Raw genomic sequence first — 14932 nt, 5'->3', positions numbered from 1 at the left:
AAGATCAAGGAATGAATGGAAAGAAGGCAGGTTATGAAAGTGAATGAACAAAAAGAAGGGGCGATTTATGCCGCACTTTCTTATATGATGTGGGGAATCGTCCCGATTTACTGGAAATTCCTTCAGGGGGTCGGGGCAACAGAGATACTGGCGCAGCGGGTATTATGGTCTTTCGTTTTCATGCTGGTGTTATTGATGTTCATGAAAAAATGGCAAGCGTTTCTGGACTATTTCAAGCATATAGTTCGTAACCCGAAACTCTTTGCCGCTTTACTTACAGCGTCACTGCTCGTCACGGCTAATTGGGGAGTGTTCATCTGGGCTGTTAACTCCGGAAAGATCCTTGACACCAGTCTTGGTTATTATATCAATCCGCTAGTCAGCGTCCTCTTGGGTGTAGTCGTCTTAAAAGAAAAATTGAGCGGAGCGCAAATCATGTCGTTCATGCTTGCCGGAATCGGAGTCCTGATCCTTGGGATTCACTTCGGCACCATTCCTTGGGTTTCCCTTGTATTGGCGATGACCTTTGGGTTGTACGGCTTGGCAAAAAAAATGATCAAGGCCGAATCGGCAATCGGGCTGACGCTCGAAACGATGATGGTAACGCCTCTCGCCCTTGGTTACCTCATATACTTGTCGACCCAGTCGGACATGCAATTCTTCACAAATGGGAGCACAGGATTGCTGTTAGTGGGCGGCGGGGTCGTAACGGCTTTACCTCTTTTATATTTTGCGAAAGGGGCAGAAAAGATCCCGCTCTCGATGCTTGGGATTTTTCAGTATATCGCTCCGACCTTATCCTTGCTGATCGGTGTATTCGTCTATCATGAAAGCTTTACGAAAGCACATCTTTTAGCCTTTTTGTTCATCTGGTCAGCCTTGGCTGTTTATACGCTCTCCATTACGAAATGGGGGCAGGCAAGCGCCCGCAGGTTCAAAAGCAAAAGGGATATTGGTGCGTGAATAAGAAAGATGCTTGGTGGATCTATCCTCCAAGCATTTTTTTATAGTGGCGAATGCATTTGCATCAGGAAAGGTGTATCTTCGAGCCTATTTCCGTAACGATCAAATCAGGGAGACTTGCCAGACAGGGAATGCTTTGGGCGCGGCCGGGATATGGTTGGATTATGCCATAATAATAGGAGCTATCCAGGCTAACGATATGGTTTGTCAGGTATGCCGAAATAGTGGCATTCGATTTTCGATTATCGTTTAGCTCATCAATGATTCCTTTGGAATTGGTAATGCCGATCCCATGCCCAAAAAAGAGATTCTTTCCTAATAATATCGCATTTTCACCTTGCCATTCAGGCGTTTTTTCATCATGTTCCGGGTTTTTGAAATATAAGCAGTCCCCCGGTATATAATCCGTGCCACGGTGGACGAGCAGGATCATATTCGTTGGGGGATGCCAATCATAAAGAACTAGGTCGGAAAAAAGGTAATCAAACTGCCTCGGACCGATTACATCCATAATGGCTCTTAAGAATGTGACGACTATTGCAGTCCCGCATTCGAAAGCATATTGCCTTCCATTTTGGAAAATGTCGGCAATCGCAAGATGGGGACGAATCCCTGGCTGGAGGGTGAAGGTGCCATCCTTTGCAAGGCGCCAGTATTGTGGATTGGTTTCCGATTCCTCGAGTGTTGCAAATTCTGCACCGCTTTTATCTAATGAAATGGCTGCCTCCATGACTCGAAGCCTCAACTGAATTTCGAAATTAAGCTCTTCCAAGCTCCCGTATTCAAAAACGGTCGCATATCCCGCCAGCAATTGGAGCAGTTCCATCGCTTTGGCAGATGGTATACCTGGCTGGATTTGACTGACATCTAACCATTTGTGATTAATCTTGATCATGATCATATCCACCTTTTGCTTATGAGTTATAAATCTGGTACATGGAAATGTGTGTGCAGGTCATACTCATTATATGATTACCTGCAAGGAAGTGACTATTTGAACGAGGAAAGGTGCCAGTAGTGAAGCCTGATTCGGAAATGAGGCCGCAAGGTGAATTTTTTAGCGGAAGCAAATTAGTTTTCCCTTTTCTCCATGAATTGATATAATGATAGAGAAAAGTCCATAGTGCGAGAAATGTAGGGGAGCCAGTATTGCTGGCTGAGATTGCGTCCTTTAGACGCTGACTCTTTGAACCTGATCTGGATGGTGCCAGCGGAGGGAACATATTATGACAGATTTTCCGTTTTGTATGTTAACGTCCGAACTCATTTTCGGGCGTTTTTTGTTTTTTTATGATGATTTGAAAAATGCCCCTGGCGCCCTTAATATTCCTGCATGTGGATCTTATATGATGAGTAGGAGGATACCCGCTTGAATAAATTTTTGCCATTGCTGACTTCGTTGTTCCTTTTAGCTGGATGTGGCGCCGGCGGAACGAACGAAAAAGATGAAGCAACAAAAAAGGAAGACAATGAAGGATTGAAAAAAGTATCGGTCGTGCTCGATTGGACACCGAATACAAACCATACAGGATTGTATGTAGCGAAGGAAAAGGGGTATTTTAAAGAACAAGGATTGGATGTGGAAATCATCATGCCAGGTGAAGCCGGAGCGGACAAGCTTGTGGCCTCCGGGAAATCCGAATTTGGCGTAAGCTACCAGGAGGCCATTACCCAGGCCCGCGTACAGGGTGTGCCGATTGTTTCACTGGCTGCCGTCATCCAGCATAATACCTCTGGATTCGCATCTCCTGCGGCAAAAAACATTAAATCACCAAAGGATTTCGAAGGGAAAACCTATGGTGGCTGGGGGTCGCCGGTAGAAAAGGCCATCATGAATTCACTCATGAAAAAAGAAAATGCGGATGTAAATAAAGTCGATATCGTCAATACAGGGGATGCTGATTTTTTCACTTCAGTTAAAAGGGATGTAGACTTCGCCTGGATTTATTATGGATGGACGGGTGTCGAGGCCGAGCTGAGGAATGAAAAGCTGAATATGGTTTACTTGACCGATTACTCGGATAAGCTCGATTACTATACACCTGTCTTGACAACAAACGAAAAGCTGATCAAAGAAGATCCAGAAACCGTTAAGGCATTCGTCCATGCAGCTTCTAAAGGGTATCAGTTTGCAATCGATGATCCCGATACGGCAGCGGACATTTTAATGAAGGCCGCCCCGGACCTGGATGCGAAACTAGTAAGGAAGAGCCAGGCGTGGCTTGCAGATAAATATCAGGATGATGCTCCGCGCTGGGGTGAACAGAAGCTTGACATATGGAAGAATTACAGTGATTGGATGAGAGAAAATAAGCTTCTTGAAGGTGAGTTCAAACCTGAAGAGGCGTTTACCAATGAGTTTCTACCAAATTAGGAGGAAGAAAAATGGCCAGTTCTTTAATTAGCATACAAATCATCCCTAAAGGTGAAAATGTCATTCCTTTAGTTGATGAAGCAATCAAGATCATAGATGAGTCAGGTGTCAAATACGAGGTTCACCCGCTAGAAACGACCATGGAGGGTGAGCTTGCCCAGCTATTTGCGGTGATAGAAAAAATGAATGAAAGAATGATTGAATTAGGTTCGCCGAACGTCATTTCCCAAGTCAAAATATTGTACCAGCCGAGCGGGATCACGATGGATACGTTGACGGAGAAGTATCGGGCATGATCGGAAGGAGAATTTGGAAGAAGGGGGCTCCCTTCTTTCTTTTAGTATTGCTGCTGATTGCATGGGAGTCAGCCACAGCGATATTGAAAATAGAAAAATGGCTGCTTCCTTCCCCATCTGCCATTTTCATTGAAGGTATCGAGTCCTTTCATAATCTTTTGGGTCACCTGTTATCGACGACTGAGCTTGCGATAGCCGGTTTTTTAATTGGAAGCTGTATCGGCTTATTGATAGCAGCGGCCTTGCATCTGTTTTCAGGTGTTAAAGATGCCGTTTATCCCCTGCTCATCCTGTCACAAAATATTCCAATCATCGTGCTGGCACCGCTCTTGGTGATTTGGTTTGGTTTTGGGATGCTGCCTAAGCTCATCGTCATATCACTCGTATGCTTTTTTCCGGTTGCCGTTGCCTCATTGGATGGCCTGCGCCAGACACCGTATGAACTTAAGCATTATTTTAAGATGATGGGAGCGGGAAACAGCCAGTTGTTTTGGAAGTTAGAGCTGCCCCACTCTCTTCCGTTCATTTTCTCTGGCCTCAAAATTTCGGCCACGTATAGTGTAATGGGTGCAGTCATTTCGGAGTGGCTCGGGGCGAAATCCGGGATTGGCGTTTATATGACACTTGCTTCCTCCGCGTTTCGGACCGATCGGGTTTTTGTAGCCATTTTCATCATTATGGGATTGAGCCTGCTCTTTTTTGGAGTGATTACCTTACTGGAGAGGTACTTTGTTTCATGGAAGCGAAAGGAGGATGACAAGCATGCATCTGGAAATTAAAGACGTTTCCTATTCCTTTGATGGTAAGCAAAATATTTTGGAGAAGTTGAATCTTCATGTGGATGAAGGGGAATTTGTGACGATCCTTGGACCATCAGGCAGTGGGAAAAGTACGTTGTTCCACTTGACCGGCGGCATTTTGAAGCCGGATGATGGCGATATTTTACTCGACGGAAAGAAAATAAATGGCTTAAAGGGACATATAAGCTATATGCCGCAGCAGCCCTCGCTATTACCTTGGAGAACGGTTTTGGATAATGTCCTGCTAGGCAGCGAACTTGCTGGGTTTAAAGACAAAGAAAAAGCCAAAGTGCTATTGATGAAGGCTGGGTTGGGAGAGTATGAACAGGCATATCCGCATGAATTATCCGGAGGCATGAAGCAAAGGGCCGCATTTATCCGGAGTATCTTGAGCCCTCAGCATTTGATGTGCCTTGACGAACCTTTTTCCGCTTTGGATGAACTGACTAGAGTGCAGATGCAAGAATGGTTGATGTCATTTTGGGAGGAATATCGGCGGTCCGTGCTTTTCGTTACACATAGCATCGATGAAGCGGTTTTCCTTTCCGATAGGATTTACGTGTTATCAGCCAAGCCGGCAACTGTCATCAAGGAGGTTATCGTGCCATTCTCAAGGCCAAGAAGGGAAGAGCAGCTTCTCAGCGAGGATTTTTTTAATTTGAAACGGGAATTATATGCCGCACTGAAGCCAACCTTCACTACATAAGCCAAAGGGGGAGCTAAGCATGAAAATCATTGATAGCCATATCCATTTTGATCAATATGATGAAAGGAAGCAATCACAAATACTCGCGGATATGGAAAAGGAGCAGGTGGAGGCACTGGTAACGGTTTCCATGAATTTGGAATCTTCCATCAAAAATGCCGAGCTTTCACGCAAAGATTCACGAATCAAACCAGCTTTTGGGTTTCATCCCGAGCAGCCCCTTCCTAGTGAACAGGAACTGAATGAATTATTGATCTGGATGCGGGCAAATCGGCACAATATGATCGCAGTAGGCGAGATTGGGCTTCCCTTTTACTTAAGGCAGGAAAATCCCGCTATCGATTTGGCTGAATATATAAAGATAGTGGATAGGCTTCTTGCTTTTGCTAAAGAAATCGAAAAACCGGTTATCCTTCATGCCGTTCATGATGATGCCCCTATCGTTTGCGATTTATTGGAGAAGTATGGTATCACAAAGGCGCATTTCCACTGGTTTAAAGGAGATGGCGAGACGATTGCGAAAATGATTCGAAACGAATACCGCATTTCAATTACACCGGATGTTTGCTATGAAAGGGATATAAAGGATTTGGTGGCCGTATATCCGCTTGAGCTGATGATGGTTGAAACGGACGGTCCATGGGAGTTTGAAGGGGACTTCAAGGGGAAAGCGACACATCCTGCCATGATCCAAGAGAGTGTGCGTCGCATCGCTACGATCAAAGGCCTGCCGATCGACCATGTGTATGAAACCCTTTATCAAAACACCAAGGATTTTTATGAAATATAAAAAGGTACCAGATATCTGGTACCTTTTTTAAACACTCTTAAAGAAACGTTCTTTTTACCTTTTCCCAAAAAGAGTTATCCTTTAGCTTAACGGTTTTGATGACTTTGCCGCTTAAGCCGACCTTTACCCTTCCTAGATGGCTGATACTCAATGCTTCATTATCAAGTCCGACGATCGGATAGCTTGGACCGTTTTGTTCAAGTTGAACAGTCAAGGTTCTATCGCTGCTTAGTATAAAGGAAGACCCGAGGGTCCGATACGTATTATTATTGATGGAAGCGAGCTCGCTCACCTGAAAACAAGGGAGGAGCGGATCCACGACTGCGCCATTCACCGATTTATTGTAAGCGGTGCTCCCGGTAGGGGTCGCAATGATGATTCCATCCCCGCGGAAGGTTTCAAAATGGATGTCGTCGATATAAATATCCATGATGAACGTCTTTGTAATCGAAGTTCGGATGCTCAGTTCATTGAGGGCATAAAAAGGAGGCTGTTCGTCCAATTGAATTTCGATGGTTGGATATTTTCGAACCTCGATTTGCTCTTTTGTCATCGCATCAATCATCTTTTCAGTATCTTCCAGATGGAAATCGCAGTACATATTCAAATTTCCGGTGGTGGAAATGCCGGCATACAAACAATCGTCCCTGAATCCGGTTTTACGTACCGCCTGTAAAAACGTCCCGTCATCGCCGATGCTCACGATAATGTTAGCTTTTGTGAAGTCTTGGACAACCTCATAGTCGTGCTTGTTCGCCAACTCCGCAAGACGTTCGACCTTGCTTTGCATTTCTGAACTTGAAGCATGGAAAAAATAAATATTTCGTCGTGTGTTCATAATGATCCCCCTAATATGAATAGTAATGAAAGGGCTTTCTAAGCTCTCGATAAAGGAAGCGAGGAAGCCAATATGGGCCTTCGTCCGTCCGTTTAGAGAATGGTGTGCTGCACTTATACATAGTAGTTTATCATGGAATGATACTTTTTAGTATGTTGGTGCACTTTTCAGTAATTTACTCGTACATCCGGTGCTTCATTATTGAGCTCAACCGTAACGACCGCATGAATGTTAGTTTGAATAAAAGAAGTGGGAGGAGAAAAATGGTATAATAATTCTCTATTCACCCGATTTTACAGGGGGCTTCAATCCCTTCGATATGATGGGTGCTTATTAATAGAGTACGGATATTCAAGAAAGTAGGTTATGTATATGAAAGTGCATATCATTGCCCCATATGAATCGATGCTGCCCATTATAAAAGCGTGTCTGCCTTTGTATCCTGATATGGAAATCGGCTATTCGGTGGGCGACTTGGAAAAAGGTGTGGAACTTGCGAAATTGGAGGAGAAAAACGGAGCGGATGCCATTATCAGCAGGGGCGGTACAGCCAAGCTCATTAAGAAATCCGTCCAGATCCCGGTTATCGACATGCACCTTTCAGGATATGACATGATTCGTTCCTTGACGCTTGCCAGTGAGCTGAAGGATAAAACCGCCATAGTTGGATTTTCAAATATAACTTCAGGTGCCCAGTCCATTATCGATTTACTGGAGCTCCCCTTACAGGTATATACAGTTCGTGAGTCTGAAGAAGTGGCGCCTCTCATATTAACGCTGAAAAACGAGGGGTATAAACAAATCGTTGGTGATGTAATTACCATAAATGCGACCATTTCTTACGGCATGAAGGGTTTCCTGATTCAATCGGGGCGGGAATCGATCTTAAGGGCCGTTAATGATGCGAAACAGATGATTTCCTTCCTTCATTACAAAAATGATATGAATGGGATGCTTGAAAGGCTCTTGGTCAAAGAAGTCCAAAATATCGTCATTTTTAATGAGGAAAATCAAGTGGTCTATGAGCGTTTAACCGATTTTGATGCTAATCCGTTTAATGCTGTCCAATACCAGAGCTTGAATACGGAACTTACCGAAAATAAGCAGGTTCTTCATGCCCATTTCTCCCTGGACGGAAAGAGTGTAGATGTAGAAGGTTTTTGGCATGATGGCTTGAAAGCATCGTATAGGATGTATATTTTAACGGCCAGTTCCGTGAAACGCTTGGATTTGAAAGGGGTGAAGAGCAAGGCAGCTTCTTTCCCGGAGCCGATTGCCATGGACGCAGCTTTTGTAAATACTGTGGCCTCTCTCTACAAGAACCATGAAATCATCCATTTAAAAGGAAGTCGTGGGACGGGTAAAGAGTTTCTTGTCAATTATATACATAATGAACTAGCGAATAATGGGATGCTATGTACCATTGATTTCGAGGAATTCAAAGAAAGTGCACTTAAAGAGCTGCTGTTAGATAACATTCGAACCGTTTTCCTGAAGAATATCGATTGCATAAAGGAGTTTGCCCCATTAAATGAATTTTTGTACACTTGTTGCAAAAATGGGGTATCGATATTTATCGGGTCAAATGAACAAATTAGCGAAGCGATTGCTGCAAGTCTGGAAATAAACACGATTCATCTGCCGGATTTATCACACCGTAAGGAGGATATCGAAAAATTGACGAAATTTTTCTTATCCCATTATCATCAAACGTATGGAACGACGGCAATGAATATAAAAAGTGAGGCTTTGGCCCTTTTGGAAGATTACTCGTATCCGAATAATATTGACGACTTGAAACGGTTTATAAAGCAAATAGCCTTGAATGAAAAAGAGTATGTGATTCAAAAAGAAACCATTGAAAAAGTGTTGGAAGATGATGGTCTTTCAACTGATATCCTCGTATCGCAAAAAGCGACACTGAAACAGATGGAGAAATACATCATTCAGCGGACCCTTAAGGAAGAAGACTATAATCAAACGAAAACGGCTGAGCGATTGGGCATTAACCGGGCAACATTATGGCGCAAACTTAAAGAATGACTTTAAGTTTGTTTTTTTTATTTGATGTGTTGCATTTTTAAACTATTTAACTATTTTATTGTTATTAAATATAAAAGGTGTTGCTTTTATTAACACAATATTTTAATATAAACATTGAAAGCGCTTTAATAAATAAAGCAAAGGGGTTTTTATTATGAGAATTAAAGCAACGCTAGATCGAATCCCAGGCGGGATGATGGTTGTTCCACTATTGTTGGCGGCTACCATCAATACATTATTTCCTGATTTACTAAGGATTGGCGGTTTCACCGAAGCATTGTTCGTGAACAGCTCCAGTGCTTTAATCGCCTTATTTCTCTTGATTGCGGGAACACAAATCAATCTCCGCACTGCAGGCACTTCGGTTAAAAAGGGTGTTACACTTTTAACATATAAGTGGGTATTGGGAGCATTGGTCGGACTTCTTGGGTTTTGGCTGGCCGATAGCAACGGATTGTTTTTGGGAATGGCACCACTGGCCATCATTGCAGCGATGACGAATTCGAATGGCGGACTTTATATTGCACTTGCCGGTCAGTACGGGAAAGAAGAAGATAAAGCGGCCTATCCATTTCTAGCATTAAGTGATGGTCCGTTCCTGACAATGGTAGCGCTGTCCATTTTTGGGACAATGGGCTTCGCAAACGGAATGTTCTCTCCAACCTCATTCATAGCCGTATTGCTTCCGCTTATAGTCGGGGTGGTATTGGGTAATTTAGATTCCGAGATGAAGGATTTCCTTTCTAAGGGCAGTGATAAACTTGTACCATTCTTTGCTTTCTCGTTAGGGATGGGGATTAATTTCACAGCGATCATCCAAGGGGGATTAAGTGGCGTATTACTTGGTGTGATCACCGTCGTGCTAACGGGTGGAGGCGGATATCTAATCTTCAAATGGATAGGATGGAATCCGATTGTCGGTGCTTCCGAAGGTTCTACAGCGGGTAACGCGGTCGGTACTCCTGTTGCCATCGTGGCAGCCAATGCCTCATTTGGTGTCCATGCCGAGCTTGCGACCGTACAAATTGCAGCGAGTGTCGTTACGACAGCCATCCTTCTCCCGATCTTCATCGGCTTCCTATCCAAGCATTTGGATAAAAAGGGTGGAGTGGCGAAATACAATGAGTAGAGGGGATTAACTATGAAATTAGCGATCATCGCAGATGATTTGACGGGCGCCAATGATAGCGGAGTTCAATTGGCACGTCATGGACTTAAGACGACCGTTCTTTTTGGAATGGATGAAAAACGTGTACAGGATTATGACGCTGTCGTATTCGATACAGACAGCCGTTCACTAGAAAAGCAAGACGCTTACGATAAAGTCAAGGTAGCGGCAGATTTTTTAAAGCGGTCCGGCTTTTCGACGATATATAAAAAGCTGGACTCGACCATGCGCGGCAATATCGGTGCAGAAATTGACGCCCTATATGACGCCGTTAAGCCGAATTTGGTCATGATCGCTCCGGGGTATCCTAAAAACGGCAGATCGATTCTTGATTCTGTTCACTATTTAAATGGAATACCTCTTGGGGAAACGGAGATTTCCAAGGATCCGAAAACCCCGGTGACCCAATCGTATTTGCCAGAGCTTATCGCTACACAGACGGCCCGCCCGATAGGTACAATCACCGTTGGGGACCTGGATAAAGGCAAAGAACATGTGAAAAGGAAGCTATCAAGGTTTGCGGAAGATTCGATTCCGTATATCATCATCGATTCTTCCACAGAGCAGCATTTGAAGGAAATATTGGAGTATACAAAAGATATCGAGCTTGAACTAACGTGGGCGGGTTCAGCGGGGATCGCCAATTACCTCCCAGACTATTATTCTATTCCAGCCAGGGAATACCAGTTCACGATCCCTCATGCAACTTCCCCGGTGCTCACTGTGATTGGAAGTGTAAATAAGAATTCACGGCTGCAATTGAAAAAACTGTTAGAACAAACCGAGGTACATGCAATACCCTTCGAATCCTATAAAGCCATAGCCGATGACAAGGAAAGAACGGAGGAGATTCGACGGGTTTATCAGGAGGCCATCGAAAAGGCTGCAATCGGGAAAGATGTCGTCATCTATTCGACTGCTGAGAAAGCTGATATCGAAAAGGCTTGGGACACTGGAAAATCCAGGGGCCTTACGCATACCCAAATCAGCAACGAGATTGTGAAAGCGATGGGCACAGTATGTTCCGTCCTATTAGAGAAACAATATTTTAAAGGTGTAACCATGACTGGCGGCGATACTGCCAAGCAAATATGCAATTTATGGGATGTAAAAGGATTCGAATTGCTGGACGAATTGGAAATAGGAGTCCCTATATCCAAGTTCCTGGGTAATGACGCTATATATGTCGTCACGAAAGCGGGCGGATTCGGTTCAGAGGACGTATTTATACATGCCATGAAAAAGTTGAAGGGAGAATATGCTTAAATGAGACCGATTATAGGAATTACCATGGGAGATGCGGCTGGAATTGGCCCGGAAATTATCGTTAAGGCATTAACGCATGCCGAGGTATATCAACAGTGCAGGCCGCTGTTGATCGGAGATGCCAAAATAATTGAGAAGGTAAAGCCCATCGTAGGCTTTACCGGAATCGTGAATGCGATAAAAGATCCTTCTGAGGCAAAGTATGAATTCGGTTCGATAGATGTTCTGGATTTAGACATCATTCCTTCAGACCTCCCGTTCGGAGAGGTGTCGGCTGTAGCGGGAGACGGCGCATTTCAATACTTGGCAAAGGCGATTGACTTGGCGAAAGAGAAGAAAATCCATTCAATTTGTACTGCACCGCTGAATAAAGAGGCGCTCCATAAAGGGGGGCATATGTATCCGGGACATACGGAGATTCTCGCTGACCTTACGGATACGGAAGACTTTTCAATGATGCTGACTACACCCAACCTGAAGGTCATCCATTTGACGACACATATGGGACTGATTGAAGCCATCGAAAGCATTAATCCTGAGCGAACGTACAAAGTGATCAAACTTGCACATGAAACACTGACGAAGGCTGGATTCCATAATCCAAGCATCGCGGTATGCGGAATAAATCCTCATGCAGGGGAAAATGGTTTATTCGGGAATGGTGAAGAGGAAGAAAAATTAATGCCTGGCATCGAACGGGCACAAAAAGAAGGAATCAATGTAACAGGGCCGCTTCCTGCTGATACATTGTTCTTCAGGGCAGGCCGCGGGGATTTTGATATGGTCGTTGCTTGTTATCACGATCAAGGACATGCCCCGATCAAAGTAATGGGGATCGAGGCAGGGGTCAATATTACCGTCGGCCTGAAAGGCGGCATCATAAGAACTTCCGTCGATCACGGCACTGCATTCGATATAGCGGGGAAGAACATTGCCGATGAGAAAAGCATGCTTGCGGCGATTCATTCAGCCATTGAATTAGCGCCAAAGGAATGAAAGGAGAAAGCTGCCGGAATTTATTCCGGCAGCTTTCTTAATTATTACGGCACTTGCGTCAGCATCTGGAAGGCTGATGCGATAGGAAGCCATTCTTTTCTCCATAGGAGAAGTATAATGAATTTTCACGGAGAGTCCATGAAGCTCCCATTAGTAGAAGGGTGGGAGGAAAGGACTTTTTTTGTATGCCTAAAGAAAAAAACATGTAATAGGTGGCTCCCATTTCCAATTAGAGGATTATTTGCTACAATTTTAAATATCTAAGTTTATCATGGGATGAAACATTTTTGGATGCAGTTCGTATGGTAAGAAGGATACATATCGTTAAGGGGGAACACAGATGAATGGAAAGCGTTGGGCCGCACTTGGAATCGCAGCCGTTTTATTTTTTGTCTCTATTCTGGTAGGGACGGCGACAACTTTTTTTACAGCTGATACGGAAAGCGTGATTGATGAATTATTCGCTTCCGATAGCGAGTTTTACGAAGACGTCATTGAAGGCGAGGACTACACGAATGTCATTGCCGTATTTGATGTAGAGGGAACGATTCAGGATACGGGAGAAGCATCATTACTAAGTTCGGCAACCTATAATCACCGCGCCTTCATGGATAAGCTGAAGATGGCGGAAGAAAATGATGATATCAAGGGAATTATCCTCCGGGTGAATTCACCTGGCGGCGGTGTCGTCGAAAGTGCAGAAATCCATGACAAGATCCTTGATATTAAAAAGGTCAAAAAACCTGTCTATGTTTCGATGGGGTCAATGGCCGCGTCGGGTGGATATTATATTTCCGCACCGGCCAATAAGATTTATGCAAGCCCGGAAACGATGACGGGCTCCCTCGGCGTCATCATGCACGGGTATAATTATGAAAAGCTTGCCAAGAAATATGGCGTCGAGTTCGAGACAATCAAAAGCGGACCGCACAAGGACATCATGAGTCCGACCCGGGAAATGACGGGTGAGGAACGAGATATATTGCAAAATATGATTAATAACTCTTATGATCAATTCGTGAAGGTCATTGCAGACGGCCGCGGTATGACGGAGCAGGAAGTAAGGAAGATCGCCGATGGCCGCATTTATGATGGGCGTCAGGCGAAGGAAAACCATTTGATTGATGATTTTGGCCATTTGGATGATGTCATTGCCGCCATGAAAAAGGATATAGGTCAAAAAGATGCTCAAGTCATCCGTTATACGGATGAAGCAGGCTTTGGTTCCTTATTCAGTATGGGAGCGCAAAAAATGTTGGGAAATGATGTGGAAACGGCAGTCTTGACAAAAATCCTTTCCTCTTCAAATTCTCCACGCTTAATGTATTTGTATGCGGAATAGGGGGGCTGAAGGATGACGGAAAGAAATGAAAACAATGAACCAATCGAATTCGCTTCACCGGATCTACTGGAAGATCCCATGCAGTTGGATATGCCACCAGCGCAGGTTAACGGTGATAAGGAACTGAAGGCTGTTTGTTTTGCTGGGTTTTGGATGAGATTTTGGGCATATTTAGCTGATCTCCTGATTATCGGAAGCTTGAATCGGATCTTGATTCATCCAATTTTCAAGTTTTATGAAGGCGCAGATGATCTGTGGTTTTCGGCAGAGGGCTTTTTGACGGGAATCGTATTCTTCCTATACTTTGTACTGATGACCAAGTTCATGAACCAAACCTTGGGCAAAATGATTTTCGGCCTGAAGGTCGTGGCATTGAAGGAAGAGGCAAAGGTCATTTCCTGGGGAACGGTATTATTCAGGGAACTGGTCGGTCGCTATATCTCAAAGATTACATGGATTGGCTATCTCCTGGCAGGACTATTGCCGAAGAAACAGGCCTTGCATGATGTCTTTGCAGATACGAGCGTGGTCTTGACAAGAAGATGATGATGAATTCATGAACCTGCAAGGGCGAGATCTTCGCTTTTGCAGGTTTATTTTTTTGTGGATATGCCGATACTGGGAGGAAAAAGGGTGTGGATGCATGAAGTGGCTTTTGTTGATTGCAGGTTGTCTCATCTTACTGCTGCTTCTTCTTATGTTCACTAAAATAAAGGTGTACATTGACTTAAAGCATGTTCACAAAAATGACAAAATACAGATTAAATTAACAGCTTGGTATGGGCTTTTTCACTATACGATCAAAGTGCCTGTCATTAAAAAGGAAGAAGGCTCGGCAACGATAACAGTTAAGAAAGAACAAGGTATGAAGGAAGAAAGCAAAAAGGAAGAAACGAAAAAAGTCACACCGGAAAATTTACGTGATGGGTTGGCTGACCTCCGTACGATGATTGTGCATATTGTCGGCTTTCACAAGATCGTCCGGCAGTTCACACGAAAGGTCAAGGTCAAGAAATTCGTGTGGCACAGCATGGTCGGAACTAAAAATGCTGCCCACACCGGTATGCTAACTGGGGCTTGCTGGGCGCTTAAAGGATCCATCATCGGTTTATTGACTTCCTATTTGAATTTTCAAATCATGCCCTCCTATTCGATTACACCTAACTTTCAGCGATGGCAGGCGAATACGTTAATTTCCTGCATATTACAATTTAGAATCGGGCAGGCTATGTGGACTGGAATAAAACTGCTTCGTTATTGGAAAGGCAAAAAAGCGAATTTCAAGTCCGGAAATTTAGCGAGGCTATCAGGTGATTCCAATAAACAATCGTTCTAGAGGGAGGAATTTAG

The 14932-nt window shown here is 44.0% G+C and carries 15 protein-coding genes and 1 riboswitch; of the genes, 13 read left to right on the top strand and 2 right to left on the bottom strand.

Going from position 1 to position 14932, the window contains the following annotated elements; all coding sequences use genetic code 11:
- Positions 1-33: 33 nt before the first annotated feature.
- Entirely contained in the window at positions 34-963 is a 930-nt protein-coding gene (gene rarD, locus ABE28_RS17205; protein WP_064466017.1) for an EamA family transporter RarD, read from the top strand.
- A gap of 64 nt (positions 964-1027) precedes the next feature.
- Here rarD and ABE28_RS17200 read toward each other — a convergent pair whose 3' ends face one another.
- Positions 1028-1858 carry a hypothetical protein gene (locus ABE28_RS17200; RefSeq protein ID WP_083232122.1) on the bottom strand — a complete coding sequence of 277 codons (831 nt, stop codon included), beginning with the start codon at positions 1856-1858 and terminating at the stop codon, positions 1028-1030.
- 231 nt (positions 1859-2089) lie between these two features.
- Positions 2090-2199: riboswitch (TPP riboswitch) on the top strand.
- Between the two features lie 133 nt (positions 2200-2332).
- On the opposite strand from ABE28_RS17200, the gene ABE28_RS17195 reads away from it, so the two are divergent.
- The 5 genes from ABE28_RS17195 to ABE28_RS17175 are packed head-to-tail and all read left to right on the top strand — an operon-like array spanning position 2333 to position 5929.
- Positions 2333-3337, top strand: a complete 1005-nt coding sequence (locus ABE28_RS17195; RefSeq protein ID WP_064466016.1) for an ABC transporter substrate-binding protein — start codon at positions 2333-2335, stop codon at positions 3335-3337.
- 11 nt (positions 3338-3348) lie between these two features.
- Positions 3349-3633 carry a thiamine-binding protein gene (locus tag ABE28_RS17190; RefSeq protein ID WP_064466015.1) on the top strand — a complete coding sequence of 95 codons (285 nt, stop codon included), beginning with the start codon at positions 3349-3351 and terminating at the stop codon, positions 3631-3633.
- Positions 3630-4412 (top strand): ABC transporter permease, encoded by a 783-nt coding sequence (locus tag ABE28_RS17185; RefSeq protein WP_064466014.1) that lies wholly within the window; start codon positions 3630-3632, stop codon positions 4410-4412. Before ABE28_RS17190 ends, ABE28_RS17185 begins: the two co-directional genes overlap by 4 nt.
- A complete protein-coding gene (locus ABE28_RS17180) occupies positions 4387-5139 on the top strand; it encodes an ABC transporter ATP-binding protein (protein WP_064466013.1) in 753 nt (250 codons plus the stop codon). The genes ABE28_RS17185 and ABE28_RS17180 overlap by 26 nt, the downstream gene beginning before the upstream one ends.
- A 19-nt stretch (positions 5140-5158) precedes the next feature.
- Positions 5159-5929 (top strand): TatD family hydrolase, encoded by a 771-nt coding sequence (locus ABE28_RS17175; RefSeq protein ID WP_064466012.1) that lies wholly within the window; start codon positions 5159-5161, stop codon positions 5927-5929.
- Positions 5930-5966: 37 nt separating this feature from the next.
- On the opposite strand, the gene ABE28_RS17170 is transcribed toward ABE28_RS17175, so the two are convergent.
- Positions 5967-6770 (bottom strand): NAD kinase, encoded by an 804-nt coding sequence (locus ABE28_RS17170; protein ID WP_257390822.1) that lies wholly within the window; start codon positions 6768-6770, stop codon positions 5967-5969.
- A 363-nt stretch (positions 6771-7133) separates the two neighbouring features.
- Here ABE28_RS17170 and ABE28_RS17165 point away from each other — a divergent pair, with 363 nt between their 5' ends.
- The 7 genes from ABE28_RS17165 to ABE28_RS17135 all read left to right on the top strand — a co-directional run bounded on the left by ABE28_RS17165 (position 7134) and on the right by ABE28_RS17135 (position 14918).
- Entirely contained in the window at positions 7134-8810 is a 1677-nt protein-coding gene (locus tag ABE28_RS17165) for a PrpR N-terminal domain-containing protein (protein ID WP_064466010.1), read from the top strand.
- Positions 8811-8964: 154 nt separating this feature from the next.
- On the top strand, positions 8965-9939 hold the full coding sequence (locus tag ABE28_RS17160) for a 2-keto-3-deoxygluconate permease (RefSeq protein WP_064466009.1): 975 nt from the start codon (positions 8965-8967) through the stop codon (positions 9937-9939).
- Between the two features lie 12 nt (positions 9940-9951).
- A complete protein-coding gene (locus ABE28_RS17155; protein WP_064466008.1) occupies positions 9952-11244 on the top strand; it encodes a four-carbon acid sugar kinase family protein in 1293 nt (430 codons plus the stop codon).
- Positions 11245-12240 (top strand): 4-hydroxythreonine-4-phosphate dehydrogenase PdxA, encoded by a 996-nt coding sequence (gene pdxA, locus ABE28_RS17150; protein WP_064466007.1) that lies wholly within the window; start codon positions 11245-11247, stop codon positions 12238-12240.
- Between the two features lie 340 nt (positions 12241-12580).
- A complete protein-coding gene (sppA, locus tag ABE28_RS17145; RefSeq protein ID WP_064466006.1) occupies positions 12581-13582 on the top strand; it encodes a signal peptide peptidase SppA in 1002 nt (333 codons plus the stop codon).
- Positions 13583-13594: 12 nt separating this feature from the next.
- Positions 13595-14128 (top strand): RDD family protein, encoded by a 534-nt coding sequence (locus ABE28_RS17140; RefSeq protein WP_257390615.1) that lies wholly within the window; start codon positions 13595-13597, stop codon positions 14126-14128.
- Positions 14129-14225: 97 nt separating this feature from the next.
- The gene (locus ABE28_RS17135) at positions 14226-14918 is read left to right on the top strand and encodes a DUF2953 domain-containing protein (protein WP_064466005.1); all 693 of its coding nucleotides are present in this window, start codon (positions 14226-14228) and stop codon (positions 14916-14918) included.
- The last annotated feature ends 14 nt before the right edge of the window (positions 14919-14932 follow it).

Source organism: Peribacillus muralis (assembly GCF_001645685.2).
Lineage (GTDB): Bacteria > Bacillota > Bacilli > Bacillales > DSM-1321 > Peribacillus > Peribacillus muralis_A.
Note: the sequence above shows the minus strand (reverse complement) of the source record. Positions and strands in the feature narration are given on the sequence as shown.

Bases quoted from the DNA above. Each gene is read 5' to 3' on its own strand.
- pdxA (WP_064466007.1), top strand. From the start codon at position 11,245: ATGAGACCGATTATAGGAATTACCATGGGAGATGCGGCTGGAATTGGC.
- rarD (WP_064466017.1), top strand. From the start codon at position 34: ATGAAAGTGAATGAACAAAAAGAAGGGGCGATTTATGCCGCACTTTCT.
- ABE28_RS17165 (WP_064466010.1), top strand. From the start codon at position 7,134: ATGTATATGAAAGTGCATATCATTGCCCCATATGAATCGATGCTGCCC.
- ABE28_RS17140 (WP_257390615.1), top strand. From the start codon at position 13,595: ATGACGGAAAGAAATGAAAACAATGAACCAATCGAATTCGCTTCACCG.
- ABE28_RS17185 (WP_064466014.1), top strand. From the start codon at position 3,630: ATGATCGGAAGGAGAATTTGGAAGAAGGGGGCTCCCTTCTTTCTTTTA.
- ABE28_RS17180 (WP_064466013.1), top strand. From the start codon at position 4,387: ATGACAAGCATGCATCTGGAAATTAAAGACGTTTCCTATTCCTTTGAT.
- ABE28_RS17175 (WP_064466012.1), top strand. From the start codon at position 5,159: ATGAAAATCATTGATAGCCATATCCATTTTGATCAATATGATGAAAGG.
- sppA (WP_064466006.1), top strand. From the start codon at position 12,581: ATGAATGGAAAGCGTTGGGCCGCACTTGGAATCGCAGCCGTTTTATTT.
- ABE28_RS17160 (WP_064466009.1), top strand. From the start codon at position 8,965: ATGAGAATTAAAGCAACGCTAGATCGAATCCCAGGCGGGATGATGGTT.
- ABE28_RS17155 (WP_064466008.1), top strand. From the start codon at position 9,952: ATGAAATTAGCGATCATCGCAGATGATTTGACGGGCGCCAATGATAGC.
- ABE28_RS17200 (WP_083232122.1), bottom strand. From the start codon at position 1,858: ATGATCAAGATTAATCACAAATGGTTAGATGTCAGTCAAATCCAGCCA.
- ABE28_RS17190 (WP_064466015.1), top strand. From the start codon at position 3,349: ATGGCCAGTTCTTTAATTAGCATACAAATCATCCCTAAAGGTGAAAAT.
- ABE28_RS17135 (WP_064466005.1), top strand. From the start codon at position 14,226: ATGAAGTGGCTTTTGTTGATTGCAGGTTGTCTCATCTTACTGCTGCTT.